Annotated in this window: 23 protein-coding genes; 16 read left to right on the top strand and 7 right to left on the bottom strand. The window is 69.4% G+C overall.

The window, feature by feature from the left end; genetic code table 11:
* Positions 1-364 precede the first annotated feature (364 nt).
* On the top strand, positions 365-1,237 hold the full coding sequence (locus ACT54L_RS04650) for an outer membrane protein assembly factor BamD (RefSeq protein ID WP_476084416.1): 873 nt from the start codon (positions 365-367) through the stop codon (positions 1,235-1,237).
* Between the two features lie 6 nt (positions 1,238-1,243).
* The gene (gene recN / locus ACT54L_RS04655) at positions 1,244-2,938 is read left to right on the top strand and encodes a DNA repair protein RecN (RefSeq protein ID WP_476084359.1); all 1,695 of its coding nucleotides are present in this window, start codon (positions 1,244-1,246) and stop codon (positions 2,936-2,938) included.
* Between the two features lie 74 nt (positions 2,939-3,012).
* On the opposite strand, the gene ACT54L_RS04660 is transcribed toward recN, so the two are convergent.
* Entirely contained in the window at positions 3,013-3,915 is a 903-nt protein-coding gene (locus ACT54L_RS04660) for an MBL fold metallo-hydrolase (protein ID WP_476084360.1), read from the bottom strand.
* 223 nt (positions 3,916-4,138) lie between these two features.
* Here ACT54L_RS04660 and ACT54L_RS04665 point away from each other — a divergent pair, with 223 nt between their 5' ends.
* Together ACT54L_RS04665 and ACT54L_RS04670 are read left to right on the top strand one after the other, a co-directional pair.
* Entirely contained in the window at positions 4,139-4,915 is a 777-nt protein-coding gene (locus tag ACT54L_RS04665; RefSeq protein ID WP_476084361.1) for a sulfite exporter TauE/SafE family protein, read from the top strand.
* Positions 4,916-5,013: 98 nt separating this feature from the next.
* A complete protein-coding gene (locus ACT54L_RS04670; protein WP_476084362.1) occupies positions 5,014-6,258 on the top strand; it encodes a penicillin-binding protein activator in 1,245 nt (414 codons plus the stop codon).
* Positions 6,259-6,263: 5 nt separating this feature from the next.
* Here the strand turns inward: ACT54L_RS04670 and hemW are convergent, their stop codons facing one another.
* The 3 genes from hemW to rph are packed head-to-tail and all read right to left on the bottom strand — an operon-like array spanning position 6,264 to position 8,784.
* The gene (gene hemW, locus ACT54L_RS04675) at positions 6,264-7,439 is read right to left on the bottom strand and encodes a radical SAM family heme chaperone HemW (protein ID WP_476084363.1); all 1,176 of its coding nucleotides are present in this window, start codon (positions 7,437-7,439) and stop codon (positions 6,264-6,266) included.
* A complete protein-coding gene (rdgB, locus tag ACT54L_RS04680; RefSeq protein WP_476084364.1) occupies positions 7,436-8,071 on the bottom strand; it encodes an RdgB/HAM1 family non-canonical purine NTP pyrophosphatase in 636 nt (211 codons plus the stop codon). Before rdgB ends, hemW begins: the two co-directional genes overlap by 4 nt.
* Entirely contained in the window at positions 8,071-8,784 is a 714-nt protein-coding gene (rph, locus tag ACT54L_RS04685; RefSeq protein ID WP_476084365.1) for a ribonuclease PH, read from the bottom strand. The genes rdgB and rph overlap by 1 nt, the downstream gene beginning before the upstream one ends.
* Positions 8,785-9,086: 302 nt before the next feature.
* Between rph and hrcA the strand changes: the two genes are divergently transcribed.
* The 6 genes from hrcA (at position 9,087) to ACT54L_RS04715 (ending at position 14,743) form a co-directional block, all read left to right on the top strand.
* The gene (hrcA, locus tag ACT54L_RS04690) at positions 9,087-10,196 is read left to right on the top strand and encodes a heat-inducible transcriptional repressor HrcA (RefSeq protein ID WP_476084366.1); all 1,110 of its coding nucleotides are present in this window, start codon (positions 9,087-9,089) and stop codon (positions 10,194-10,196) included.
* Between the two features lie 83 nt (positions 10,197-10,279).
* Positions 10,280-10,921, top strand: a complete 642-nt coding sequence (gene grpE / locus ACT54L_RS04695; RefSeq protein WP_476084367.1) for a nucleotide exchange factor GrpE — start codon at positions 10,280-10,282, stop codon at positions 10,919-10,921.
* A 1,045-nt stretch (positions 10,922-11,966) separates the two neighbouring features.
* Positions 11,967-12,887 (top strand): 16S rRNA (cytidine(1402)-2'-O)-methyltransferase, encoded by a 921-nt coding sequence (gene rsmI, locus ACT54L_RS04700; RefSeq protein ID WP_476084368.1) that lies wholly within the window; start codon positions 11,967-11,969, stop codon positions 12,885-12,887.
* Positions 12,880-13,311 carry a YraN family protein gene (locus ACT54L_RS04705; protein WP_476084369.1) on the top strand — a complete coding sequence of 144 codons (432 nt, stop codon included), beginning with the start codon at positions 12,880-12,882 and terminating at the stop codon, positions 13,309-13,311. Before rsmI ends, ACT54L_RS04705 begins: the two co-directional genes overlap by 8 nt.
* 89 nt (positions 13,312-13,400) lie before the next feature.
* Positions 13,401-14,348, top strand: coding sequence for a glutathione synthase (gene gshB, locus ACT54L_RS04710; RefSeq protein WP_476084370.1), 948 nt, complete (start codon positions 13,401-13,403; stop codon positions 14,346-14,348).
* Between the two features lie 80 nt (positions 14,349-14,428).
* Positions 14,429-14,743 carry a polyhydroxyalkanoic acid system family protein gene (locus ACT54L_RS04715; RefSeq protein ID WP_476084371.1) on the top strand — a complete coding sequence of 105 codons (315 nt, stop codon included), beginning with the start codon at positions 14,429-14,431 and terminating at the stop codon, positions 14,741-14,743.
* A gap of 4 nt (positions 14,744-14,747) precedes the next feature.
* Here the strand turns inward: ACT54L_RS04715 and ACT54L_RS04720 are convergent, their stop codons facing one another.
* A complete protein-coding gene (locus ACT54L_RS04720) occupies positions 14,748-15,530 on the bottom strand; it encodes a class I SAM-dependent methyltransferase (protein WP_476084372.1) in 783 nt (260 codons plus the stop codon).
* 193 nt (positions 15,531-15,723) lie between these two features.
* Here ACT54L_RS04720 and ACT54L_RS04725 point away from each other — a divergent pair, with 193 nt between their 5' ends.
* Positions 15,724-17,256, top strand: coding sequence for a YifB family Mg chelatase-like AAA ATPase (locus tag ACT54L_RS04725; protein ID WP_476084373.1), 1,533 nt, complete (start codon positions 15,724-15,726; stop codon positions 17,254-17,256).
* 27 nt (positions 17,257-17,283) lie between these two features.
* On the opposite strand, the gene ACT54L_RS04730 is transcribed toward ACT54L_RS04725, so the two are convergent.
* On the bottom strand, positions 17,284-17,919 hold the full coding sequence (locus ACT54L_RS04730; protein ID WP_476084374.1) for a hypothetical protein: 636 nt from the start codon (positions 17,917-17,919) through the stop codon (positions 17,284-17,286).
* A 328-nt stretch (positions 17,920-18,247) separates the two neighbouring features.
* Between ACT54L_RS04730 and olsB the strand changes: the two genes are divergently transcribed.
* Both olsB and arfB read left to right on the top strand, forming a co-directional pair.
* Positions 18,248-19,273: a l-ornithine N(alpha)-acyltransferase gene (gene olsB / locus ACT54L_RS04735; RefSeq protein ID WP_476084375.1), complete on the top strand. Its 1,026-nt coding sequence runs from the start codon at positions 18,248-18,250 to the stop codon at positions 19,271-19,273.
* A gap of 84 nt (positions 19,274-19,357) precedes the next feature.
* Entirely contained in the window at positions 19,358-19,780 is a 423-nt protein-coding gene (gene arfB / locus ACT54L_RS04740; protein WP_476084376.1) for an alternative ribosome rescue aminoacyl-tRNA hydrolase ArfB, read from the top strand.
* A gap of 27 nt (positions 19,781-19,807) precedes the next feature.
* Here arfB and ACT54L_RS04745 read toward each other — a convergent pair whose 3' ends face one another.
* Positions 19,808-20,083, bottom strand: coding sequence for a metal-sensitive transcriptional regulator (locus ACT54L_RS04745; protein ID WP_476084377.1), 276 nt, complete (start codon positions 20,081-20,083; stop codon positions 19,808-19,810).
* A gap of 510 nt (positions 20,084-20,593) precedes the next feature.
* Between ACT54L_RS04745 and ACT54L_RS04750 the strand changes: the two genes are divergently transcribed.
* The 3 genes from ACT54L_RS04750 to grxC all read left to right on the top strand — a co-directional run bounded on the left by ACT54L_RS04750 (position 20,594) and on the right by grxC (position 24,242).
* The gene (locus tag ACT54L_RS04750) at positions 20,594-22,987 is read left to right on the top strand and encodes a heavy metal translocating P-type ATPase (protein WP_476084417.1); all 2,394 of its coding nucleotides are present in this window, start codon (positions 20,594-20,596) and stop codon (positions 22,985-22,987) included.
* Between the two features lie 84 nt (positions 22,988-23,071).
* Positions 23,072-23,872: a ComF family protein gene (locus ACT54L_RS04755; RefSeq protein ID WP_476084378.1), complete on the top strand. Its 801-nt coding sequence runs from the start codon at positions 23,072-23,074 to the stop codon at positions 23,870-23,872.
* A 115-nt stretch (positions 23,873-23,987) separates the two neighbouring features.
* Positions 23,988-24,242, top strand: coding sequence for a glutaredoxin 3 (grxC, locus tag ACT54L_RS04760; RefSeq protein WP_476084379.1), 255 nt, complete (start codon positions 23,988-23,990; stop codon positions 24,240-24,242).
* Positions 24,243-24,268 lie beyond the last annotated feature (26 nt).

Genomic DNA, 24,268 nt, shown 5'->3' on the forward strand with positions numbered 1-24,268 from the left:
TCTTCAGGTTTCGGCCGGTTTTGCGTTCCGCCCCCAACAGCGGACTTTCACTGCGCCGGATTCCCGCGTATTTGCCTTCTCTTCATGGATGGGCGCCACAATGCCGTCCGAAAGCCCCGTTAGCGGGCTAGATGCGCGAGGGGTGTGGGACAGCCCGGCTGGACCGCCGCGTGCATCTGGATCGTGGGCTGGTCGGCCCCCTGGCGGGGCCGCCCGGATCGCGGGGTCTGGATGGGGTGAGGGACGACCCGGACGCCAAGCAGAGGGCGACGGAGCGGCTCGATTTTGAGGCAGACGGCCCGGCGGCCCCGACAGGGCGTCCGCGCCGGACGGCAGCCAGCGATTGGAATTGGATCTTCACGTGATGCGCCTGTTCTTCGACGCCGCCTCCCTGCGCACCCTGCATGTTCGCACCCTCGGCCAGCGCACCTTCGGCCTCCTCGGCGCGGTCCTGGTGGCCGCCAGCCTTTCGGGCTGCGCCAGCAACAAGGACGAGATCATCCCGCCCGATGAGCCGGCGGAGAAGATCTACAATGAGGGCCTGACCCTCATGAACAAGGGCGACCTGGCCGGCGCGGCCAAGCGCTTCGAGGACCTCGACAAGACCCACCCCTATTCCGAATGGGCCCGCAAGGCGCTCCTGATGGACACCTATGTCTATTACGAGGCGGGCAAATACGACGAGGCCATCGGCGCCGGAAAGCGCTATCTGACGCTGCATCCCGGCTCGGCGGATGCCGCCTATGCCTCCTATCTGGTGGCCTCGGCCTATTTCGACAACATTCCCGACGTCACCCGCGACCAGCGCGCCACACGGCAGGCGCTGGACGCCCTGGACGACGTGATTCGCAAATATCCCAACACCGAATATGCCGCCGCCGCCCGCAAGAAGGTGGAGGTCGCCCGCGACCAGCTGGCCGGCAAGGAAATGGTGGTTGGCCGCTATTATCTGGAGCAGCGCAATTATGTTGGCGCCATCAACCGCTTCAAGGTGGTGGTGACGCAGTACCAGACCACCCGCCAGGTGGAAGAAGCCCTGTTCCGCTTGACCGAGGCCTATATGGCCATGGGCATCGTCAACGAGGCGCAGACGGCGGCGGCGGTTCTGGGCTACAATTTCCCGGACAGTCCGTGGTACAAGGACGCCTATAAGCTGGTCCAGGCCGGCGGCGTGCAGCCGCAGGAGAACAAGGCTTCCTGGATCAGCCAGGCATTCAAGAAAATGGGCCTCGGCTGACCTGCCATGCTGTCCTCTCTCTCGATCCGGGACATCGTTCTGATCGAGAAGCTTGATCTCGCGCTGTCGGACGGCCTCACCGTCCTGACCGGCGAGACCGGCGCCGGAAAATCCATCCTGCTGGATTCGCTTTCCCTGGCCCTGGGCGGCCGGGGAGATGGCGGCCTCGTGCGCCATGGCGAGAGCAAGGGGCAGGTGACCGCCGTCTTCGACCTGCCGCTCGATCATCCCGCCCGCGCCTTGCTGGCGGAGGCGGAGATCCCCTCCGACGAGGGTGAGATCGTCATCCGCCGGGTGCAGATGGCCGACGGGCGCACCCGCGCCAGCATCAACGAGCAGCCGGTGAGCGTGCAGACCTTGCGGGTGCTGGGCACGCTGCTGGTGGAGCTGCACGGCCAGCATGCGGATCGCGCCCTGGTGGAGCCGGCCAGCCACCGCGCCTTGCTGGACGCGTTCGGTGGCCTGGTGCCCGCCGCCGCCGAGGTCGCCCAGCTCTGGCGCGCCTGGCGGGAGACCCGCGAGGCGGCGGAGGCCGAGCGGGCGCGGCTGGAGGCGGCCGCGCGCGATGCCGATTATATCCGCCATGCGGTGGAGGAATTGACCACGCTCGGCCCCGAGGCGGGCGAGGAGGCGGCCCTCTCGGCGCGGCGCACCCATATGATGCGCTCGGAAAAGATGGCGGCGGACCTTTCCGATGCGCTGGAGGCCGTGGGCGGGCCCGGCTCGCCCATTTCCGGGCTTTCGGCCGCCGTGCGGCGGCTGGAGCGGCGGGCGGGCGAGGCGCAGGAACTGGTGCGCCCGGCGGTGGAGGCCATCGACCAGGCCCTCGACCATCTGGAAAACGCCCGCGCCCATCTGGAAGCCGCCCTTGCCGATGCGGATTTCGACCCGCGCGAGCTGGAGCGGATCGAGGAGCGCCTGTTCGCGCTGCGCGCCGCCGCCCGCAAATATGGCAGCACCATCGAGGAGCTGCCCGCCGTCGCCGAGCGCTTCACGGCGCAGCTCGCCGCGCTCGACCGGGGCGCCGCGCGGCTCGGTGCGCTGGAAAAGGCCGTGGCCGCCGCCGAGGCCGCCTTCCGCGCCGCCGCCGCCCGCCTGTCCAAGGCCCGCCAGGCCACCGCCAAGCAACTGGCCGAGGCGGTGAATGCGGAATTGCCGCCCTTGAAGCTGGAACGCGCCACCTTCTCGGTGGAAGTGGGCGCGGATGCGCAGACCCCCGGGCCGGACGGCTATGACCGGGTGGAATTCTGGGTGCGCACCAATCCCGGCACCCGCCCCGGCCCGATGATGAAGGTGGCCTCCGGCGGCGAGCTCGCCCGCTTCCTGCTGGCGCTCAAGGTGGTGCTGGCCGATCGCGGCTCGGCCCCCACCCTCATTTTCGACGAGATCGACACCGGAGTGGGCGGCGCGGTGGCCGACGCCATCGGCCAGCGCCTCGCGCGCCTTGCGGGCAAGGTGCAGGTGCTGGCGGTGACCCATGCCCCGCAAGTGGCCGCCCGGGCCGGCCATCATCTGCTGATCGCCAAGGGCCACGACCAGACCAAGGGCAGCAAGGCGAACCGGGATCTGCCGGTGGCCACGCGCGTCACCCGCCTCGACAGTCCCAGCCGCCGGGAAGAGATCGCCCGCATGCTGGCCGGCGCCGACATCACCGACGAAGCCCGCGCCGCCGCCCAGCGCCTCCTGGGGGCGCAGGGCTAGAGCCGCATCTCCCCCGCCAACCGGGTCCCGCTTCGCGCGGAAAGGATCGAAGGCCCCCTCCCGCGCGCCCCGGGTCAGGAGGCGATCTTCTCCACCGGCACGCCGCTCCGGGTCTTCACCGGAATGGTCAGATAGTGCACCCCGTTGGCGGAGGCCGGCGGAAACTTGCCGGCGCGGATGTTCACCTGGATGGACGGCAGCAGCAGAACGGGGGCGGCCAGGGTGGCATCGCGGGTGGTGCGCATGGCCACGAAGGCGTCCTCGCTCACCCCCGCGCCCACATGCACATTGGCGGCGCGCTGCTCGGCCACGCTGGTTTCCCAGGCATAGGTGTCGCGGCCCGGCGCCTTATAGTCGTGGCACATGAAGAGGCGCGTCTGCGGCGGCAGGGCCAGCAAGGTGTGAATGGAGCGGTAGAGCTGGCGCGCATCGCCGCCGGGGAAATCGGCGCGGGCGGTGCCGTAGTCGGGCATGAACAGGGTGTCGCCCACGAACACCGCATCGGCGATCTTATAGGACACGTCGGCCGGCGTGTGGCCGGGCGTATAGAGCACCTCGGCGGTGAGCGCGCCGATGGCAAAGCGCTCCCCGTCCTTGAACAGATGGTCGAAGTCGCTGCCGTCCGTCTTCAGGTCGGTGGCGTTGAAGACCGGACGGAAGATGCGCTGCACGTCGACGATATGTTCGCCGATGCCGATGCGCGCCCCGGTCTTGCCCTTGATATAGGGCGAGCCGGACAGATGGTCCGCATGGGCATGGGTCTCCAGCGTCCAGACAATGCGATAGCCGGCGGCGGCGGCGGCGGCCAGCACCGCATCCACCGAGCGCGTGTCGACGGTGCCGGCCTTGTGGTCATAGTCCAGCACCGGGTCGATCACCGCCGCGTCCCCGGTGGCGGGGTCCGCCACCAGATAGCTGATGGTGTGGGTGGGCTCGTCGAAGAAGGCCCGGATCACGGGCTTCGCCTCAGCGGACATGGCGCATCTCCTGCAGGTGTTCGTCCGGGGCTGATGGGCCAACACGGCCCCGGCACCGGCCCCGATTGCATTTGACAAGGCTAGCTTGTTTTTTTAATTTAGCAATATATGAAATACTAAAATATGTGACGCCGATGATCCCCTCCGTCCCCAAGCCCGCGTCCGCCTTCGCCTCTCGCGCCACTCTGTTGCGCACCATCCTGCTCGCCCGCGCAGGTCGGCCATGATTTCCCTGGCGCAGCTCCTGCTCGGCCTTGTGGCCGGCACCCTGGTGGGCTTCTCCCTCGGCCTCGTGGGCGGGGGCGGATCGGTGCTCGCGGTGCCGCTGCTGGTCTATTTCGTCGGCCTGCACGACCCGCACCTGGCCATCGGCACCAGTGCCGTGGCGGTGACGGTCAATGCGGCGCTGAGCCTTGCCGCCTATGCCCGCGCGGGCCAGGTGAAATGGCCATGCTCCCTCACCTTCGCCACCGCGGGCATGCTCGGGGCGGCGGGCGGGTCCACCGTGGGAAAGGCCATCAACGGCGCCCATCTTCTGGCCCTGTTCGCGGCGGTGATGATGGTCATCGCCCTGGTGATGCTGAAGCGCCGGGGCACGGAGGGGGACCCGGCGGTCCGCCTGTCGCGGGCGACCTTTCCCGGCGTGGTGGGCATGGGCATGGGCAGCGGCGCGCTTTCCGGCTTCTTCGGCATTGGCGGCGGCTTTCTCATCGTGCCCGGGCTCGTGATCTCCACCGGCATGCCCATGCTGAATGCGGTGGGGTCGTCTTTGGTGGCGGTCACCGCCTTCGGGCTGACCACCTCGGCCAATTACGCCCTGTCGGGCCTCGTGTCCTGGCCGCTGGCGGCCATGCTGGTGGGCGGCGGCACGGCCGGGAGCCTCGTCGGCATGCGCCTGTCCAAGCTGCTGGCGGGGCAGAAGGGCCGGCTCAACGTGGCCTTCGCCGTCATTGTCTTCTGCGTCGGGCTTTACGTGCTCGCGCGCAGCCTGATCGGCTGAAGTTGATCGTCCACCCGCGCCGCGCCCTCGCCAAAACACCGCCGGGGCGATATGCGTGGAACCACGCACAAGCGCCCCAGTCAGAGGGAGAAGAACGGGTGGACGATCTCGCGCACGGTTCGGTTCGCGTCACGCGCGAGGGGCTGGATCAAGGAGACACGGCTCCGTCCCGCCGCCGCTTCCTCATCCGCGCGGCGCAATGGACGGGCTCGGCGGCAAGCGCCTCGCTGCTGGCCGCCTGCGCCGGTGACATGGGCTCCAGGCCCCCGCCGCCGCCCAGCGCCGCCGAACTGGCGGCGACGCCCGCGGCCCAGCCCATTTCCTCCGGCCCGCCGGTGGCCCTCATCCTGCCGCTGGGCGCCCAGGGCAATGCGGCGGCGGTCGGCCTGTCCATGCGCAATGCGGCCGAGCTGGCCTTGTCGGAGACCGGCCAGCCGCCCATCACCTTGCTGGTGAAGGATGACGGCGGCACCGCCCAGGGCGCCCGCGCCGCCGCCGAGGCGGCGGTGGCCGAGGGCGCGCGCATCATTCTGGGTCCGCTCTTCGCCCATTCGGTGGGCGCCGCCGGCCAGGTGGCGCGGGCGCGGGGCATTCCCGTCATCGCCTTTTCCACCGACACCAATGTGGCCACCGCCGGCATCTATCTGTTGAGCTTCCTGCCGCAGAGCGATGTGGACCGCATCATCCGCTATTCCGCCTCCCAGGGACGGCGCTCCTTCATCGGCCTCATTCCCGACAATGCCTATGGCTCGGTGGCGGAGGGCGCCTTCCAGCAGGCGGCCTCGGCGGCGGGCGGGCGCGTGGTGGCGCTGGAGCGCTATTCCATGGACGCCACGCGCCTCGGCAATGCGGTGCGCAAGGTGGCCCTCGCCGCCGGGCAGGCGGACGGCGTCTTCATTCCCGACACGGCGGAAAATGTGCCCCAGGTGGTGCAGCAACTCGCCGCCGCCGGGGTCGACGTGAAGAAGGTGCGCCCGCTGGGCACGGGCCTGTGGGATGATCCCCGCCTGTTCTCCAGCCCGCAGATGGAGGGCGCCCAATATGCCGGCGCCGACACCAATGGCTGGCGCTCCTTCTCCCAGCGCTATCGCGGCCGCTACGGCACCGATCCCGTGCGCACGGCGACGCTGTCCTATGACGCGGTCTCGCTGGTCTCCGCCATCGTGCGCTCCCAGGGGGCGGACGGGCTGACCGACGTGACGCTCACCAGCCCGTCCGGCTTCAACGGCGTGGACGGCATCTTCCGCTTCCGGCCCGACGGCACCAACGAGCGCGGCCTGGCGGTGATGGAAATCAAGGCCGGCAGCGCCACCGTGGTGAGCCCGGCGCCGCGCAGCTTCTGAGGGGGCTACCCCGCCAGCGCCGCGATCACCGCATTGAGCACCGGGAAGCCGGCGGGGGTCACCGCCAGCCGGTCGCCCTCCCGGCGCACCAGCCCTTCGGAGGCGAGCAGCGTGATCTGCCCCTCGTCCAGCGATCGGCCGGAGAGGCGGGCGTAGCGCGTGAGGTCGATGCCCTCGGCGAGGCGCAGGCCCATGAGCAGCATTTCATCCGCCTGCTCGGCCAGGTCCAGGGTCTCCTGCGAGACCATGCCATGGCCATCCCGCTCCACCGCCTCCAGCCAGCGCTCGGGCAGGCGCTCGGTGAAAGTGGCGACGCGCGTCCCGTCCACCGACAGCCGGCCATGGGCGCCGGGGCCGACGCCCGCATAGGTGCCATAGCGCCAATAGACCAGATTGTGCCGCGCCTGCGCCCCCGGCCGGGCATGGTTGGAAATCTCGTAGGCGGGAAGACCCGCGTCCGCCGTGATCTCCTGCGTCACGTCCCACAAAGCGCGGGCATGGTCGTCGTCGGGGATGAGCAGCTTTCCGGCGGAATAGAGCTTCTCATACATGGTGCCCGGCTCGATGGTGAGCTGGTAGAGCGAGAGATGCTCGCAGCCCTCGCCGATGGCGCGCCTCAATTCCAGCGCCCAGTCCTCCGGCGTCTGGCCGGGGCGGGCATAGATGAGGTCGAAGGACACGCGCGGGAAGGCGGCGCGGGCGATGGCGACGGCTTTGAGCGCCTCATCCACCGAATGCATGCGGCCGAGCTTTTTGAGATCCTCAGGCACCAGCGACTGCACGCCCAGCGACACCCGGTTGACCCCAGCGGATCGATAGCCGGCAAAGCGCTCCGCTTCCACGCTGGTGGGATTGGCCTCCAGCGTGATCTCCACGTCATCGGTGAGCGGCCAGGCGGCGTCCACCGCCTCCAGGATGGCCGCCACGGTCGCCGGCGCCATCAAGGACGGCGTGCCGCCGCCGAAGAACACGCTCTGCGCCGCCCGCGGCCCGGACAGCGCCCGCATGTGCGCGATCTCGCGCCGGAAGGCGGCGACGAAGCGCGCCTGATCGGGCGGGGCGTGCCGCACATGGCTGTTGAAGTCGCAATAGGGGCATTTGGCCAGGCAGAAGGGCCAGTGGACATAGACCCCGAAGCCGCCGGCCGTATCCTGCGGGGGGTGAGGGGGGCGTGCGCTCACCCTTCCAGGCACGCCTGCGCCAGCTTGCGGAAGGCCCGCGCGCGGTGGGACAGGCCGAAGCCCAGGGGCGGCATGGAGTGCTTTTCCTCCGCCGTCATCTCCGCGAACGTGCGCTCATGACCCTCCGGCACGAACATGGGGTCGTAGCCGAAGCCCTTGGCGCCCCGCACCGGCCACACCAGCGTGCCCGTGACGATGCCCTCGAACTCCTCCAGATGCCCATCCGGCCAGGCCAGGCACAGCGCCGAGACAAACTTGGCGCCACGCTGCTCGGGCGTGATGGCGCCGCGGGTGATGAGCAGGGCCTGCACATTCTGCATAGCCAGCTCGAAGTCCTTGTCGGGACCGGCCCAGCGGGCGGTATAGATGCCGGGCTGGCCGCCCAGCGCGTCCACGCACAGGCCGCTGTCATCGGCGAAGGCGGGCAGGTCCGCCGCCTTCGCCGCCGCCACGGCTTTGAGCCGCGCATTCTCGGCGAAGGTGACGCCGGTCTCCTCCGGCTCGGGCAGGCCGAGCTCGCCGGCCGAGACCGCTTCCACGCCGTACGGCTCCAGCAGCATGCGCATTTCGATGAGCTTGCCGGGATTGTGGGTGGCGACCACGAGGCGACCGGAGAGACGGCGGTGGGACATCAGGCGATGGCTTCCTTCTGGAGCGCGACCAGGCGGTCGATGCCGGTGCGGGCGAGACCCAGGAGCGACAGGAGCTCGTCCTGGCTGAAGGGGGTCTTCTCGGCCGTGCCCTGGATCTCCACGATGCCGCCGGTTCCTGTCATGACGAAATTGGCGTCGGTCTCGGCCTTGCTGTCCTCGGCATAGTCGAGGTCCAGCACGGGGGTCCCGTTATAGATGCCGCAGGACACCGCCGCCACATGCTCGCGCAGGGGGATTTCCTTGACCATGGAGCGGGCGCGCATCCAGGCGAGGCAATCGTACAGGGCGATCCAGGCGCCGGTGATGGCGGCGGTGCGGGTGCCGCCATCGGCCTGGAGCACGTCGCAATCGAGCGTGATCTGGCGCTCGCCGAGGCCGACGAGGTCGGTGACCGTGCGCAGCGAGCGGCCGATCAGGCGCTGGATTTCCTGGGTGCGGCCGGAGGGCTTGCCCTGGGTGACCTCGCGGCGGGTGCGCTCCAGGGTGGCGCGGGGCAGCATGGAATATTCCGCCGTCACCCAGCCCCGGCCCTGGCCCTTCAGCCACGGCGGCAGGCGCTCTTCCAGGGTCGCAGCCACCAGCACATGGGTGTCGCCGAACTTGACGAGGCAGGACCCTTCCGCATGGCGCATCACGCCCCGCTCGAAGGAAACGGGACGCATCTCGTCGGCGGCGCGTCGGCTGGGGCGCATTCGTCTGTCCAATCCGTGGTGAAACAGGGCGCCGGTTGTAGGGGCCGGGAGGCGCGGGGGCAAGGGGCTGCGCAGGGGGAGGCATTGAGCGGAGCGCAGGGCTGCCATTAGGATGAGGGTTCGCACCCTGCGGGAACGGGAGCCATGTTGGAGCACAAGGGGGGTCGGCGGCAGGTGTTGGCCAAGGCGGCAGCGTCCCTCCTTGGCGGCGGGTGTCCTGCTGCCTATGTGCGGAAAGGCGAGAGGAAACGCCGGACCACGCGGCGCCCCCTGCGTCTTTGCCTCCTGCCCCGAAACCCGGAATGACCGCCGTGCCCCTGAACCCGTTCATTCCCCCGAACTCCGCCGCCCTCGCCCAGCTGGACGAGCGCTCGCGGGAAATTTTCCGCCAGATCGTGGAGAGTTATCTCGCCACCGGCGAACCGGTGGGCTCGCGCAATCTCTCGCGCATCATCCCCATGACCTTGTCGCCCGCCTCGGTGCGCAACGTGATGGCGGACCTGGAGGCGGCGGGGCTCATCTATGCGCCCCACACCAGCGCCGGGCGCCTGCCCACCGACCAGGGCCTGCGCTTCTTCGTGGATGCGCTGCTGGAGATCGGCGACGTCAACGAGCGCGACCGCAAGAGCATCGAGACCCAGGTGGCCGCCGCCGCCAAGGGCTATTCGGTGGAAGGCATCCTCAACGAGGCCTCCGCGCTTTTGTCCGGCCTCTCGCGGGGGGCGGGCGTGGTGACCACCACCAAGAGCGACCCGCGCCTCAAGCATGTGGAATTCGTGCCGCTGGACCCGCGCCGGGCATTGGTGATCCTGGTCTCCGAAGACGGGCAAGTGGAAAACCGCGTCCTGCCCTTGCCCGCCGGCTTGCCCGTGTCGGCGCTGGTGGAGGCCTCCAATTTCCTCAATGCCCGGGTGCGCGGGCGCACGCTCGGCGAGGCGCGCAGCGAAATGGAGGCGCAGACCGCCCAATTGCGCCGGGAACTGGACGAACTGACCGCCCGGGTGGTGGAGGAAGGCTTTGCCTCCTGGTCCGGCGGGGATGCGTCGGAACGTCGCCTCATCGTGCGCGGGCAGGCCAAGCTGCTGGAGGATTTGCGGGCGCTGGACGACCTGGAGCGCATCCGCCTGCTGTTCGACGATCTGGAGGCCAAGAGCGAGGTGGTGGACCTGCTCGGCCGGGCGGAAGAGGCGCAATCCATGCGCATTTTCATCGGCGCGGAGAACAAGTTGTTCTCGCTGTCGGGCTCGTCCACCATCGTCGCCCCCTATCGCGACGGGCAGGGCCGGGTGGTGGGCGTGCTGGGCGTGATCGGGCCGACACGGCTCAATTATGGCCGCATCGTCCCCATGGTGGACTTCACCGCGCGGGTGGTCAGCCGCATTCTGGGAGCGCCCGGGTCCGACTCCGCTTGATTTTTATCCCCGCGATGCCGATATGCGGGGCGAATGGAGGCCGGCCCCGGCGGGTCGGCATGTGACGTGACGAGGACAGCGTGATGAGCGAGCAGGGTGGCGCGAGCGACAACAATCGCACCAATCCGGCTGCGGACCCGGAAATTGCCGACATGCAGGAGCTGGCATCCGCGGCCGCCGACGGTTTCCATGCCGAGCGCGAGCGTCTGGCGGCCGAGGTCGCGGCTTTCAAGGACAAGTATCTGCGCGCCTTCGCCGAGGCGGAGAACATCCGCCGCCGGGCCGAGCGCGAGATTGCCGACGCCAAGACCTATGGCGTGACCTCTTTCGCCCGCGACGTGCTGAACGTGGCTGACGATCTCGCCCGGGCGCTCGGCGCCGTGGAGGCCGAGGTGAAGGAAAAGGCCGAGGGCGGCGTGAAGTCGCTGCTGGACGGCCTCGAACTCACCGAGCGCAGCCTCCTGAAGGCGCTGGAAAAGTACGGCGTGCGGCGGATCGAGCCCAAGGGGCAGCGCTTCGACCCCCATCTCCACCAGGCCATGTTCGAGATCCCCGACGAGACGGTGCCCTCGGGCACGGTGCTCCAGGTGGTGCAGGCCGGCTATGTGATCGGCGACCGCGTCCTGCGCCCCGCCATGGTGGGCGTCTCCCGCGGCGGCCCCAAAGCCCCGCGCGAGGAGCCGGCCGAGGCCAAGGGCGATACGGACGAGGCCGGCAAGGCCTGATCCTTCTGTTTCTGGATGGTGTGCGACGGCCGGGCTCTGCCCGGCCGTTTGCGTTTGGGGGAGCGTTCTGGCCATTGTCTCCCCTCCGGACACCTCCCCTCCATTTCCCCCTCCCTCCATTTCCCCCTCCCCAACCCTCCCCCGCTTAGCGGGAGAGGGGGCCTGTCGCGCTGGGGGAGAGGTTGGGAGGATGCAGGCCGAGGCAGAGCAGAGCGCCGCCCCGACCGGGCGCACGGAAGTCCCCTCTCCCGCAAAGCGGGGGAGGGATAGGGAGGGGGCAGGGCGAGAGCCCCCAATTACCCCGCCTGAGAAAAATATCCTAGACTATATTCCTATATTGCTGCACCTCTGCTATGGTGTGCTCACCTGACACCAAGGAGGGGCGCGTCCGGAGCGGCCTGACGGGTGGTGCCGGGGGCGGGTGTCCGACGGGACGGGGAATAACGCCCCCCGAACCGTTAGCAGAGGAGGCTGAAGGTCCAGGCGCACCGATCCGGCAGTGGTTCGGCCGGTGCTGATGGGAGAACCTGTCGCCCACGCGGCGCGGGACCGAGGCCACAAATCCCCGCGCGGGAGCGGACGGAGCCCGGCTCCGACGTCAAACCCTTACCCATCTGGCGCGCCGCCGCGCGCCGGCCGCTCCCGCATCCCTCCACCTCGCCATCGGCGGGGATGTTGGTGCTGGGCGGCGAAGGGCTCGCATCCTCTTGCCGACCGCCCTTGCCCCCTCCCCCACCCTTCAGCGCTTCGCGGGAGAGGGGGCCGGTTCCGCAGGGGGAGGGTTTGAGATGACCGACGCCAAGGCAGAGCAGAGCCAACGCCCGAAAATCCCCCCTCCAGCGAAGCGCGGGAGAGGCGAGACGGGAGGGGCAAGGCGGGACAGAGCCAGGAGCCGAAGACCATGGCACAGGACAGAGCAGAGGGGGCACGGGTGCCCGCAGGGCCGAAGGGGGAATGCGCCCAGCCCGCTGCGCCGGCCCGCCCGGCCCCGCCGGCCACGGATTGCACAGCCCGGCGCGGCGCGGGATCTGCTATAAGGCGCCCCATGAACGCCTCGCCTTCCGCGCCCGATCGCCCGCGCGCCTATGTCATCGCCGGAACCCGCCTGCCCGCCGCCCGCCTCGCGCCGGGCCTGCATGTGGTGGCGACCCCCATCGGCAATCTCGGCGACATCACGCTGCGCGCCCTGGAGACCTTGGCCGGGGCCGACGTGATCGCCTGCGAGGACACCCGCATGTCCCGCCGCCTCTTGGACCGCTACGGCATCGAGGCGCCGCTCGTGCCCTATCACGACCATAATGGCGCCAGCATGCGCCCGCGCCTGCTGGCCCGCCTTGCGGCCGGCGAGGCGGTGGCGCTGATATCCGACGCCGGCACGCCACTCGTGTCAGACCCCGGCTTCAAGCTGGTGGTGGAGGTGGCGCAGGCGGGCCATCGCATCCATCCCTTGCCCGGCGCCTCCGCGCTCCTGGCGGCCCTGGTGGCGGCGGGCCTGCCCACGGACCGCTTCCTGTTCGACGGCTTCCTGCCGCCCAAGGCCGGCCAGCGGGCCGGGCGCATCGCCGAACTGAAGGCCTTCCCCGCCACCCTCATCCTTTATGAAACCGGCCCCCGCCTGCCCGAAAGCCTCGCCGACCTCGCCGAGGGCCTCGGCGCCCGCCGGGCGGCGGTGTGCCGGGAACTGACCAAGGCCTTCGAGGAAGTGCGCCGGGGCACGCTCCCCGAACTTGCCGCCCATTATGCCGAGGCCGGCCCGCCCAAGGGCGAGATCGTGCTCGTCATTGGCCCGCCCTTGGAAGAGGCCGCCGGCGATACGGACGTGGACAGCGCGCTCCGCACCGCGCTCGCCGACCACTCCCTGAAGGATGCGGTGGCCGCCGTGACCGCCCTCACCGGCCGCCCCAAGCGCGACGTCTATGCCCGCGCCCTCGCCCTGACGCGCGGGCCGGAGGACAGCGATGGCTGACCGCCGCCCGGCAACGCCCAAACCGACCGAACCCAAGCCGCCCCACCCGCCGGCCCGCACCACCGCCCACGCCGCCCGCACCTATGCCCGTGGGCTCCAGGCGGAGGACAAGGCGGCGGAGCGCCTGGTGGCCCTGGGCTTCGAGATTCTCGCCCGGCGGGTGCGCACCAAGGCGGGCGAAGTGGACATCATCGCCCGGCTGGGCGATCTCCTGGTCTTCTGCGAGGTGAAGGTGCGGGCGGACCTCGCCACCGCCGGCGAATCCCTCCTGCCCCGCCAGCGCCGCCGCATCGCCGCCGCCGCCGAAGCCTATCTCGCTGATCATCCCGAGCTTGCCGCCCTCAACATGCGCTTCGACGCGGTGCTGATGACCAATGCCGGCCAGATGGAACATGTGCCCGGGGCGTTCGACGCGAGCTTCTGAAGCGACGAAAAGCCCCCGCTCTGGCGGCGGGCGGTTCGCGGCTATAGATAGGGGGAACCTTCCTCCCTGGCGCTCGCCGGAGATCCCTAATGACCCTTCAGGTCGCGGTCCAGATGGACCATATCGCCCGCATCAACATCGCCGGCGATTCCACCTTCGCCTTGCTGCTGGAAGCCCAGAAGCGCGGCCACAGCCTTGTGCACTATACGCCCGACCAATTGGCCATGCGCGACGGCACGGTGTACGCCACCGTCGAGCCGCTGACGGTCAAGGACGAGGCCGGCGCCCATTTCCAACTGGGCGAGAAGCGCCGGGTGGCGCTCTCCGACTATGACGTGGTGCTGCTGCGCCAGGATCCGCCCTTCGACATGGCCTATGTGACCACCACGCACCTCTTGGAGCGCATCCACCCCAAGACCCTGGTGGTGAACGACCCCGCCCATGTGCGCAACGCGCCGGAGAAGATCTTCGTCACCCATTTCCCGGACCTGATGCCGCCGACGCTCATCACGCGCGACCTCGCAGAGATCAAGGCGTTCCGGGCCGAGTTTGGCGACGTGGTGATGAAGCCGCTCTATGGCAATGGCGGCGCCGCCGTCTTCCGCCTGACGGCGGATGACCTCAATTTCGGCTCGCTCTATGACTTCTTCGCCGCCACCTTCCGCGAGCCCTGGGTGATCCAGCGCTTCCTGCCCGAGGTGAAGCACGGCGACAAGCGCATCATCCTGGTGGATGGCGAAGCGGCGGGCGCGGTGAACCGGGTGCCCTCCGAGGGCGATCTGCGCTCCAACATGGTGCGCGGCGGCGCCGCCCGACCCACCGACCTCACCGACCGCGAGCTGGAGATCTGCGCCCGCATCGGCCCGGCCCTGCGCGAGCGGGGGCTTTTGTTCGTGGGCATCGACGTGATCGCCGGCAACCTCACCGAGATCAACGTCACCTCGCCCACCGGCCTGCGCGCCATCAAGCGCCTGGGCGGCCCCGACATTGCCGCCCAGATCTGGGACAAGATCGAGGACAAGCGCCGGGCGGCCTGAACCGCCCCATCGCCCTGAACCGGACCGGCGCCCGCGCGTTGTTGAAGCGCGCAGAGGGCGCCCGCATGGAAAGCTGAAGCATGGCCCAACCGCTCACCGTCTCCATCCCCCACCGCCTCGGCAAGGACGAGGCCACCCGGCGCCTCCAGAAGGGCCTCACCGCCGTGCGCGGTCGCTTCGCCGACAAGCTGGTGGTGGAGGAAGAGACCTGGACCGACAGCCACCTGGCCTTCCGCATCGCCGTTCTCGGCCAGAAGGCGCAGGGCGAGATGAATGTGGCTGATGATGCCGTCCATCTCAGCGTGGAACTGCCCTGGTTCCTCCAGATGATGGCGCAGAAGGCCAAGGACATGATCCAGAAGCAGGGTCACCTGCTCCTGGAAAAGAAGAGCTGAAGCTTCAGAGGCGGCTCAGCGTCAGGCTGGCATTGTCCAGCATGAAGGAGCCGTCCGCCTCGATGGCGAAGTGATCGCGTACCAGGTCCGCCGCCAGGGCCTGGAGCGAGCGGATGGCATCCACATGGAGCGCGTCGGTGCGGATGCGCGTCACCCAGGACTGGAAGTCCAGCCGGATGCGCCGGGCTTCCACCCGCTCCACCTTGAAGCCCGCCTGCTCGGCCATGGCCTTCCACTGGGCCACCGAATAGTCCCGCACATGGGAGGGGTCGCGCAGCAATTCCACCGCCTGGAGGAAGGTGTCCAGCAGGGGATGGGCGGGGGCCACCGCATCCATGAAGATGGCGGTGCCGCCGGGCTTCAGCACCCGGTGCGCCTCGGCCAGCCCCGCCGGCACGTCCGACCAGTGATGGGCGCTGTAGCGGGAGGCGACGAGATCGAAGGCACCGTCGGAGAAGGGCAGCGCCTCGGCAAAGCCCACCTGCGTCGAGATGTTGGACAGCCCGCGCCGGGCCGCCTCGGCCGCCACCGCGCCGAGCATGTCGGAGGAGAGGTCATAGGCGGTCACCTGGCCCACATGGGGGGCGAGGGTAAAGCTCACATGGCCGCCGCCGCATCCCAGATCCAGCGCCGCGTGGAAACCCTTGCCCTCGACCGCCCCGGCAAGCGCCGCCAGATCCTCGCCGCTGGCATGGACCTGGCTGGTCACATAGGCCGCCGCCTGGGGGCCGAACTGGCTTTCCACCAGGGCCTGGATGCCGCGGACATCGGCGCTGTTCGTGCTCATGGTGATCTCCCGGACGCCGTTTTCAGTTCGTGATAAGGGCGACGTCCCTCATGCGCCCGTTCCCCGGGCGTGACAAGCACAGCCGCGGCAGACCCAGCCGGCGGGCCATGCGTTCCCATTTCGTTCTTGTGTAGCGGGCGGTGGCGGGTTACGCTGAGCAACCTTGGGATGTGGGCACGCAAAGGAGGGGGGCGTGATCCAGCGGGTGGCGACGGTGGCCTTTGCGGGGGTGGATGCGCGCCCCGTGGACGTTCAGGTGCATGTGGCGGCGGGGTTGCCCGCCTTCACCATCGTCGGTTTGCCGGACAAGGCGGTCACTGAAGCGAAGGAGCGCGTGCGGGCCGCCCTCATCGCCTCCGGGCTGGCCTTGCCCGCCCGGCGCATCACCGTGAATCTTGCCCCCGCCGACCTCCCCAAGGAAGGCTCCCATTATGACCTGCCCATCGCGCTCGGCCTCATGGCGGCCATTGGCGCCATCCCCTCCGACAGCCTTGCCGGCTTCACCGTGGTGGGCGAGCTGGGCCTTGATGGCACCATCGCGGCGGTGGCGGGCGTGCTGCCGGCAGCCATCGGCGCCAATGCGCGCGGCCATGGCCTGGTCTGCCCCGCCGCCTGCGGCGCGGAAGCCGCCTGGGCCAGCCCGGACATGGCCATCCTCGCCCCCGACAGCCTGATCCAGTTCGCCAATCACGTCACCGGCCGGCAGATCCTGGCCCGGCCCGACCCGCGCATACGCTCCGGGGCGCAGGGCCTGCCGGACCTGAAGGACGTGAAGGGCCAGGAGACCGCCCGGCGGGCGCTGGAAGTGGCCGCTGCCGGCGGGCACAATCTGCTGTATGTGGGCCCGCCCGGCGCCGGCAAGTCCATGCTGGCCCAGCGCCTGCCCTCCATCCTGCCGCCGCTGTCACCCTCGGAAATGCTGGACGTCTCCATGATCGCCTCGGTGGCCGGCGCCATCGAGGACGGCGCGCTCATGGACCGCCGCCCGTTCCGCGCGCCCCACCATTCCGCCAGCATGGCCGCCATGGTGGGCGGCGGCATGAAGGCGCGGCCGGGCGAGGTGTCGCTCGCCCATCATGGCGTGCTGTTCCTGGACGAATTGCCGGAATTCTCGCCCCAGGTGCTGGATTCGCTGCGCCAGCCCCTGGAAAGCGGCGAGGTGCTGATCGCGCGGGCGAACCATCGGGTGAGCTATCCCGCGCGCTTCCAATTGGTGGCGGCCATGAATCCCTGCCGCTGCGGGCGGGCGGGTGAGCCGGGCTTTACCTGCAAGCGCGGGCCGCGCTGCGCCGACGAATATCAGGCGCGCCTGTCGGGCCCCTTCATGGACCGCATCGACATCCATCTGGAAGTGCCGGCGGTGCGGGCGGCGGACCTGGTCTCGCCCGCCCCCTCGGAAAGCTCGCGGGACGTGGCAGCGCGCGTCGCCAATGCCCGCGCGGTGCAGCGGGAGCGCTATGCGGCGCTGGGGCGCCCGGATGTGACCATGAACGCCCACGCCTCCGGCCCCCTCTTGGAGCAGGTGGCGGTGCCCGACGGGCCGGCGCTGGCTTTGCTGCGGGACGCCTCGCAGGCCATGAACTTGTCGGCGCGGGGCTACCATCGGGTGCTGAAGGTGGCGCGGACGCTGGCGGACCTGGCCGGCGCGGAGACGCTCGGCCGCCAGCATCTGGCGGAGGCCCTCGCTTACCGGGCCCTGGCGGATCGCACCCGGGCCGCCGCCTGAATGGGGCGGCCCGTGCGCCATAGCCCGTCAGTAATTGGCCGTCACGGACAGGCCTTCATAATAGCGGATCTCGCAGAGATCGCCGAGTTCCACCTGCTGGAGGTCCGCCAGCACCTGGGCGTTGGCCGCCTTCACGGTGCGCACCAGGCCGTCGATGCCCTCGAAGGAGATGGTGCCGTTGGCCTTGTCGATGTTGACCAGGATGTTGGTGATGGTCACTTCCCGGAAGCCGAAATCCTGCGGCCAGCCGGGCAGGCCATCCTTCAGCACCACTTCCGCGGAGACGCGGCCGGGCGTGCCCTGGTGCGCCTTGCCCAGATAGGTGACGACGCCGGGCAGCACCCGCACGGTGATGCTCTGGCTGTTGGCCATGGCCATCACGTCGCCGAACAGCGGCGGCACCACCACCGACCAGCGCTTGCCGTTGGCGCCTTCCAGCACCACCCGGCGTTCCACCGGGTCCGCGGAAACGAAGCGCGCCTGATAGGTCAGCACGGTCATGGCCCCGACGCCGGGCACGTCGACGGTGGAGACGGACGAGGGAATGGGGCGCGGCTGGGCGGCGGCCTCCTCGGCGCCGAACAGGGCGCCGGCGCCCAGCAGCGCGGCGGTGAGAGCGGTGGCGCGCATCCGGGCGCCGGCGCCGCGAGAAATCCCAAGCATGTCTTGACCCCCTATGAGTATCCCCGCGCCCCCGGCGCGGCCGTGCCGCCCGCCGCAGCCGGCAGGCCATGCCTTCTCATGACACGGCTTTCCTCCCAAAGCGTGAACGGGACCACGGGCCGGCGCTTCCGGGGCGCGCCCAGCATATCCCTCTTGAAAAGGAGGGCCTTACGTTAGGTGACGAAGTGTGACTGTCGCATTGTCACATGGGCGTATGAATCTTATGGTGGTGTCCACGGTCATGCGGAAAGGTGGCGCCGCCCGGCTCGGTCTGCGGCGGCGCGCGCCAGAAATCGCCGACCGTGACGGCCTGGGGAGGGGTCGCTGCATGAAACGCCAGATGCCGGAGCCCCAGATGCAGCCCGCCTTCAACCTGCCCGCCTTGCTGGGCAAGGGCATTGACGTGGCGCGGGTGAATTTCGCCGACCCCCTGGCCTGGGCGGAGCGCGGCGTTCCCGGCATTCCCGGCTCACAGAAATTCGTCAGCGACTTGCGGGCCTATTCGGGCATCCGCCACCGGGAAGTGCTGCCTCTGGGCGAGCCGGTGGTGCTCGGCCGTCTCGGCTCGCTGGAGGTGCGCCTGGCGCGCACCGCCCGCGACGTGCGGCGGGCCCAGAAGCTGCGCTACAAGGTCTTCTACGAGGAAATGTCCGCGCTCCCGGACGGCCCCGCGCGCTTGGCGCGGCGGGACATGGATGCCTTCGACGCCATTTGCGACCACATGCTGGTGCTGGATTACGACGAGGCCAAGATGGTCCTCGGCCGCGTCAAGCCCAAGGTGGTGGGCACGTATCGCCTGCTGCGGCAGGACGTGGCCCGCCGCCATGGCGGCTTCTACACCCAGGCCGAGTTTGACGTGAACCGCATCGTCGACGCGCACCCGGACCTGAAGTTCCTGGAGCTGGGCCGCTCCTGCGTGCTGAAGCCCTACCGCAACAAGCGAACGGTGGAGCTGCTCTGGCACGGCATCTGGACTTACATCCTGCGCAACGACATCGACGTGATGTTCGGCTGCGCCAGCCTCGAGGGCACCGACCCTGCGGCCATGGCGCTGCCGCTTTCCTTCCTTCACCACAATGCGCTGGCGCCGGAAGAATGGCGGGCCTCCGCCATCCCGCAGCGCTATGTCTCCATGAACCGGATGGCGCCTGCTGACGTCAATCTGAAGGCGGCCATGCACGCCTTGCCCCCGCTGGTTAAGGGATACCTTCGACTGGGAGGCTATGTGGGCGATGGCGCCGTGGTGGACCACCAGTTCGGCACCACCGACGTGCTCATCATCCTGCCGCGTGCCGTCATCAGCCCGCGTTATGTGGAGCATTTCGGCCCGAGCGCGAACCGACACGCCATCTGAGCACCGGCGCAGGCGGGCCTCAACCCTTGCGCGGCGGCGCAAGCTGCCGCATGTGGACGGCATGACCCGCCGCGAGCCGTTCTCATGATCGCGATCACCCACCGCATCGCCCTCCACGAGGACGAGCTGGAGTTCGCCTATGTGCGCGCCTCCGGCCCCGGCGGGCAGAATGTGAACAAGGTGTCCACCGCCGTTCAATTGCGGTTCGACGCCCTGGCCTCGCCCAGCCTTCCTGAGGGATTGAAGTCCCGTCTGCCCGCCATCGCTGGCAGCCGCATGACCCAGGACGGGGTCGTCATCATCCATGCCCAGCGCCACCGCACCCAGGAGCGCAATCGCGAGGATGCCATCGGCCGGCTGGTGGAGATGCTGCGCGAGGCGGCCTATGTGGCACCCATCCGCCGCAAGACGCGGCCCACCCTCGCCTCGAAGGAGCGCCGGCTGGCCGCCAAGGAGCGGCGCGGCAGCGTGAAGAGCCTGCGGCGGGGACGTGTGGACGTGGATTGAAGAATCAGCCGACCGGACTGAACCGCCCTACCGCTCCGTGCGTGACAGCACATCCATCAGTTCGGCCACCTTCTTGCGCTGCTCCTCCGCATTGCCCGAGCGGATGGCGTGCTCGACGCAATGGGCCACATGGTCCCGCAACACCTCTTCCTCCGCCTTGCGCAGGGCCGCGCGCACGGCCGCGATCTGGGTCACCACGTCGATGCAGTAACGGTCCTCCTCCACCATCTTGGTGATGCCGCGCACCTGCCCCTCGATGCGCTTGAGGCGTTTCATGACGGAGGTCTTGGCGGTGGGTCCCATGCTTGCCATATACCCCCTATGGGTATATCACACAAGCGAGCCGATACCCCCGTGGGGTTTCTTTCGCGGAAACTGAGCCAGCGCAAAGACGCCTCCGCCCCCTTGCCCTGTGGTGAGGCCATCATGGCAGACACGACCGACCCCGCCCGCCCGCACAGTTCCACTCCGGCCGACGGCAAACCGGCGGAGGCCCCTGGCTGCGGCTGTTCGAGCCCTGCGCCGCTGGATCTGTCCAAGCCGGCTGCGAGCGCAGACTGCTGTGGCGGTCCGGCGCCCTTGGCATGGCCTGCAGCGCCCGCGGCGCACCCTGGCAAGACGGCGGAAGACGGCGGATGCTGCGGCGGAGACGGGCATGGCGCCGCCGTCCCGCCGCCGGAGCCCGACTGCTGCGCCCCGCCTCCGCCCCTGGACCTCACCGCCGCGCCGCGTTCGGCCGCGCCTCCCAAGACGCGCCCATCCGACCCGGCGGCAGCGGCGCAGGCCTGCTGCTCCGCCCCCACGCCTCTTGAGCTGACGCCGCCGGCCGCCGCCTGCTGCGGCGGTCATGGGCACGAGGGCTCCCAGGGCCATCATCACGGACACGACCACGCCGGCCACACCCATGCCGCGCCCGCCGCCAGCCACCTGGAGAAGGACCCGGTGTGCGGCATGGATGTGGATCCCCATACGGCCAAGCACCGCTCCACCTATGAGGGGCGGCCCTATTATTTCTGCAATCCCAGCTGCAAGACCAAGTTCGACGCCGATCCGGCCCGCTATCTGTCCGGCGAGCCCGTGGCGGCCGAACCGGTGCCCGAGGGCACCATCTATACCTGCCCCATGGACCCGGAGATCCGCCAGGTGGGCCCGGGCACGTGCCCCATTTGCGGCATGGCGCTGGAACCGGAGCTGGTGAGCCTGGACGACGGCCCCAATGAAGAACTGGCGGATATGACTCGCCGCTTCTGGATCGGCCTCGCGCTCGCCTTGCCCGTCTTCGTGCTGGAAATGGGTCAGCACCTGTTCGGCCTGCATCTCCTGCCGCAGCAGCTGTCGAACTATGTGCAGTTCGCGCTCGCCACGCCGGTGGTCCTGTGGGCCGGCCAGCCTTTCCTTGCGCGCGGCATCGCCTCGGTGCGCACCGGGCACCTGAACATGTTCACGCTCATCGCCATCGGCACGGGCGTCGCCTATGCCTATTCCCTGGTGGGCACCTTCCTGCCGGGCCTGTTTCCCCATGGGCTGATGACCCATGACGGGGCGGTGGCCGTGTATTTCGAGGCCGCGGCCGTCATCACGGTGCTGGTCCTGCTGGGCCAGGTGATGGAATTGAAGGCGCGCGAACGCACCTCCGGCGCCATCAAGGCCCTCCTGGGCCTCGCGCCAAAGACGGCGCGCCGGGTGCGGCCGGACGGCACGGACGAAGACGTGGACCTGGACCTGGTGGCCAAGGGCGATGTCCTGCGGGTGCGGCCGGGTGAAAAGGTGCCGGTGGACGGCATCATCACCGAGGGGCGCGGCGCCTTGGACGAGTCGCTGGTCACAGGTGAATCCGTCCCCGTGGCGAAGCGGGTCGGCGATGCGGTGATCGGCGGCACCCTGGCCGCCACCGGTGGTTTCCTCATGCGGGCGGAAAAGGTGGGCCGGGAAACCATGCTCGCCCAGATCGTGCAAATGGTCGCCACCGCCCAGAGGTCGCGCGCCCCCATCCAACGGCTCGCGGACAAGGTGTCCGGCTGGTTCGTGCCTGCAGTGGTGGCGGCGGCCCTCCTGGCCTTCGCCGCTTGGATGCTGGTGGGGCCGGAGCCGCGCCTCGCCTATGCGCTGACCGCCGCCGTTTCCGTCCTCATCATCGCCTGTCCCTGCGCGCTCGGGCTGGCCACGCCCATGTCGGTGATGGTGGGGGTCGGGCGCGGCGCACAGGCGGGCGTCCTGGTCAAGAATGCCGAAGCCCTGGAGCGGCTGGAAAAGGTGGACACCATCCTGGTGGACAAGACGGGCACGCTCACCGAAGGCCGGCCCCGGATCGTGGAATTGCGGGCGCTCGATGGAGATGCGGACACGCTTCTGCGCCTTGCGGCCAGCCTCGAGCGCGGCAGCGAGCATCCGCTGGCCGCCGCCTTCCTGGCCGAGGCGCGGGCACGTGACCTGGAGCTGGCAACAGTGCGGGATTTCCAGGCCATACCGGGTCGCGGGGTGCGCGGCGCGGTGGAAGGCGCCGCCGTCGCGGTGGGCCACGCTGGCTTCATCACGGAAGGCGGGCCCGAATGCCGGCCGCTTCTGGCCGAAGCCGATGCGCTTCGGCAGTCCGGCTCAACCGTGGTGTTCATCGCCCGTGACGGGAAATTGGCGGGCCTTGCCGCCATCGCCGATCCCATCAAGGCCAGCACCGCCGAGGCGCTGAAGGCGCTGAAGGCCGACAAGGTGCGGGTCGTCATGCTGACCGGCGACAATCGGACCACCGCCGAGGCTGTCGCGAGGCGCCTTGGCATTCGCGAGGTGCACGCCGAGGTGAGCCCGCAGGACAAGGTCAACCAGGTGAAAGCCCTGCGCGCCTCCGGCCATGTGGTGGCCATGGCGGGCGACGGCATAAATGATGCCCCGGCGCTGGCCGCCGCGGACGTGGGCATCGCCATGGGTTCCGGCACGGATGTGGCCATGGAAAGCGCTGGCATCACGCTCCTGAACGGGGATCTGGCGGGCATCGCCCATGCCCGCTCCCTGTCGCGGGCCACCATGGCCAACATCCGGCGCAACCTGTTCTTCGCCTTCGCCTATAACGCCGCTGGCGTGCCGCTGGCGGCGGGGGTGCTCTATCCGGCCCTCGGCCTCCTGCTCTCGCCCATGGTGGCGGCGGCAGCCATGTCGCTTTCATCCGTGAGCGTCATCGCCAATGCCCTGACCTTGCAGCGCTGGCGCCCCTGATTCGCGGGGCGGCACTTGCCGGTGGCACGGGTCGCGCGCATGCTTGCTGCCGCTCGGCTTCAAGGTTCATCGGCGGGAGCATTCATGGACGAGGCGCGGCTGGCATCCGGCGCCCCCTGGCGAAGGCGGCTTGCGCCCGTCGTCCGTCTGGCCGGCGGGATGGGGCAGCATCTCGTCGATCTCGTCCTGCCTCCCACCTGCATGGCGTGCCAGGCGGTGATTGTTGGAAAGGGAGGTTTGTGCGGGGCGTGCTGGCCGCGGCTCGTCTTCATCTCCCGTCCATTCTGCGAGCGGCTAGGCACGCCCCTGCCCTTCACGCCGGTCGGGGATGCCGGTCCCTATCTCAGCAGCGAGGCTCTCGCCGCCCCGCCCGCTTTCGACCGGGCCCGGGCCGCTGTGATCTTCGGAGATGTCTCCCGCGACCTGGTCCACGGGCTCAAATATGGCGATCGCCTGGACCTCGCCCGGCCCATGGCGCGACTCATGGCGCAGGCCGGCCGGGACGTGATCGCGCAGACGGACCTGATCGTGCCGGTTCCGCTGCACGCCTTCCGGCTCTGGAGGCGCCGTTTCAACCAAGCCGCGCTTCTCGCCCGGCACTTGGCGACGGCTTCTGAAAAAAACTGGAGGACAGATGCGCTTGTGCGAGTGCGCGCCACCCCCTCTCAGGTGTCGTTGAGCCGGCTTGAGCGCCACCGCAATGTGTCGGGCGCGTTCGCTGTTCCACCTGCCGCCGAGCCGCATGTTTGCGGGCGTCGCATTCTGTTAGTCGACGATGTGCTGACCACCGGGGCCACCCTGGATGCGTGCGCGCGAGCCCTCCGGCGGGCAGGGGCCGCCCACGTGGATGCCCTCACCTTCGCGCGGGTTGTCGAAGCCGGCTGACAACCCATATCATGCAACACTTCCGTGACGGCGTTTTCCGTCTCTAACACTTTGATGGAGCGCGTCCGCCTCGACCTGCACCGCAGGCCGGGTCGCTCACGCTCTAGGGGCCTTTATGAAACCCATCGTGATCTACACCAAGAGTTGGTGCTCCTATTGCCACGCGGCGAAGGAATTGCTGCGCCGCAAGGGGTGGACCTTCACCGAAATCGACGTGACCACCGACCCCGCCGGTCAGGCCGACATGTCCCAGAAGGCCGGCGGGCGCACCAGCGTGCCGCAGATCTTCATCGGCGACGTGCATGTGGGCGGATGCGACGATCTCTACGCCCTGGAGCGGGAAGGCAAGCTGGACGCGCTCGCCGCCTGAGGCCGAGCCGGTCGAGGCCCCCTTCC

The organism is Aquabacter sp. DMC10 (genome assembly GCF_056314145.1).

Excerpts from the sequence above, each read along its gene's own strand:
- ACT54L_RS04660 (WP_476084360.1), bottom strand. The coding sequence starts at position 3,915 with ATGTCCGCTGAGGCGAAGCCCGTGATCCGGGCCTTCTTCGACGAGCCC.
- olsB (WP_476084375.1), top strand. The coding sequence starts at position 18,248 with ATGAAACGCCAGATGCCGGAGCCCCAGATGCAGCCCGCCTTCAACCTG.
- ACT54L_RS04715 (WP_476084371.1), top strand. The coding sequence starts at position 14,429 with ATGGCCCAACCGCTCACCGTCTCCATCCCCCACCGCCTCGGCAAGGAC.
- ACT54L_RS04755 (WP_476084378.1), top strand. The coding sequence starts at position 23,072 with ATGGACGAGGCGCGGCTGGCATCCGGCGCCCCCTGGCGAAGGCGGCTT.
- rph (WP_476084365.1), bottom strand. The coding sequence starts at position 8,784 with ATGCGCCCCAGCCGACGCGCCGCCGACGAGATGCGTCCCGTTTCCTTC.
- ACT54L_RS04665 (WP_476084361.1), top strand. The coding sequence starts at position 4,139 with ATGATTTCCCTGGCGCAGCTCCTGCTCGGCCTTGTGGCCGGCACCCTG.
- ACT54L_RS04705 (WP_476084369.1), top strand. The coding sequence starts at position 12,880 with ATGGCTGACCGCCGCCCGGCAACGCCCAAACCGACCGAACCCAAGCCG.
- rsmI (WP_476084368.1), top strand. The coding sequence starts at position 11,967 with ATGAACGCCTCGCCTTCCGCGCCCGATCGCCCGCGCGCCTATGTCATC.
- ACT54L_RS04730 (WP_476084374.1), bottom strand. The coding sequence starts at position 17,919 with ATGCTTGGGATTTCTCGCGGCGCCGGCGCCCGGATGCGCGCCACCGCT.
- rdgB (WP_476084364.1), bottom strand. The coding sequence starts at position 8,071 with ATGTCCCACCGCCGTCTCTCCGGTCGCCTCGTGGTCGCCACCCACAAT.
- ACT54L_RS04745 (WP_476084377.1), bottom strand. The coding sequence starts at position 20,083 with ATGGGACCCACCGCCAAGACCTCCGTCATGAAACGCCTCAAGCGCATC.
- gshB (WP_476084370.1), top strand. The coding sequence starts at position 13,401 with ATGACCCTTCAGGTCGCGGTCCAGATGGACCATATCGCCCGCATCAAC.
- ACT54L_RS04650 (WP_476084416.1), top strand. The coding sequence starts at position 365 with ATGCGCCTGTTCTTCGACGCCGCCTCCCTGCGCACCCTGCATGTTCGC.
- arfB (WP_476084376.1), top strand. The coding sequence starts at position 19,358 with ATGATCGCGATCACCCACCGCATCGCCCTCCACGAGGACGAGCTGGAG.
- recN (WP_476084359.1), top strand. The coding sequence starts at position 1,244 with ATGCTGTCCTCTCTCTCGATCCGGGACATCGTTCTGATCGAGAAGCTT.
- grpE (WP_476084367.1), top strand. The coding sequence starts at position 10,280 with ATGAGCGAGCAGGGTGGCGCGAGCGACAACAATCGCACCAATCCGGCT.
- hrcA (WP_476084366.1), top strand. The coding sequence starts at position 9,087 with ATGACCGCCGTGCCCCTGAACCCGTTCATTCCCCCGAACTCCGCCGCC.
- grxC (WP_476084379.1), top strand. The coding sequence starts at position 23,988 with ATGAAACCCATCGTGATCTACACCAAGAGTTGGTGCTCCTATTGCCAC.
- ACT54L_RS04720 (WP_476084372.1), bottom strand. The coding sequence starts at position 15,530 with ATGAGCACGAACAGCGCCGATGTCCGCGGCATCCAGGCCCTGGTGGAA.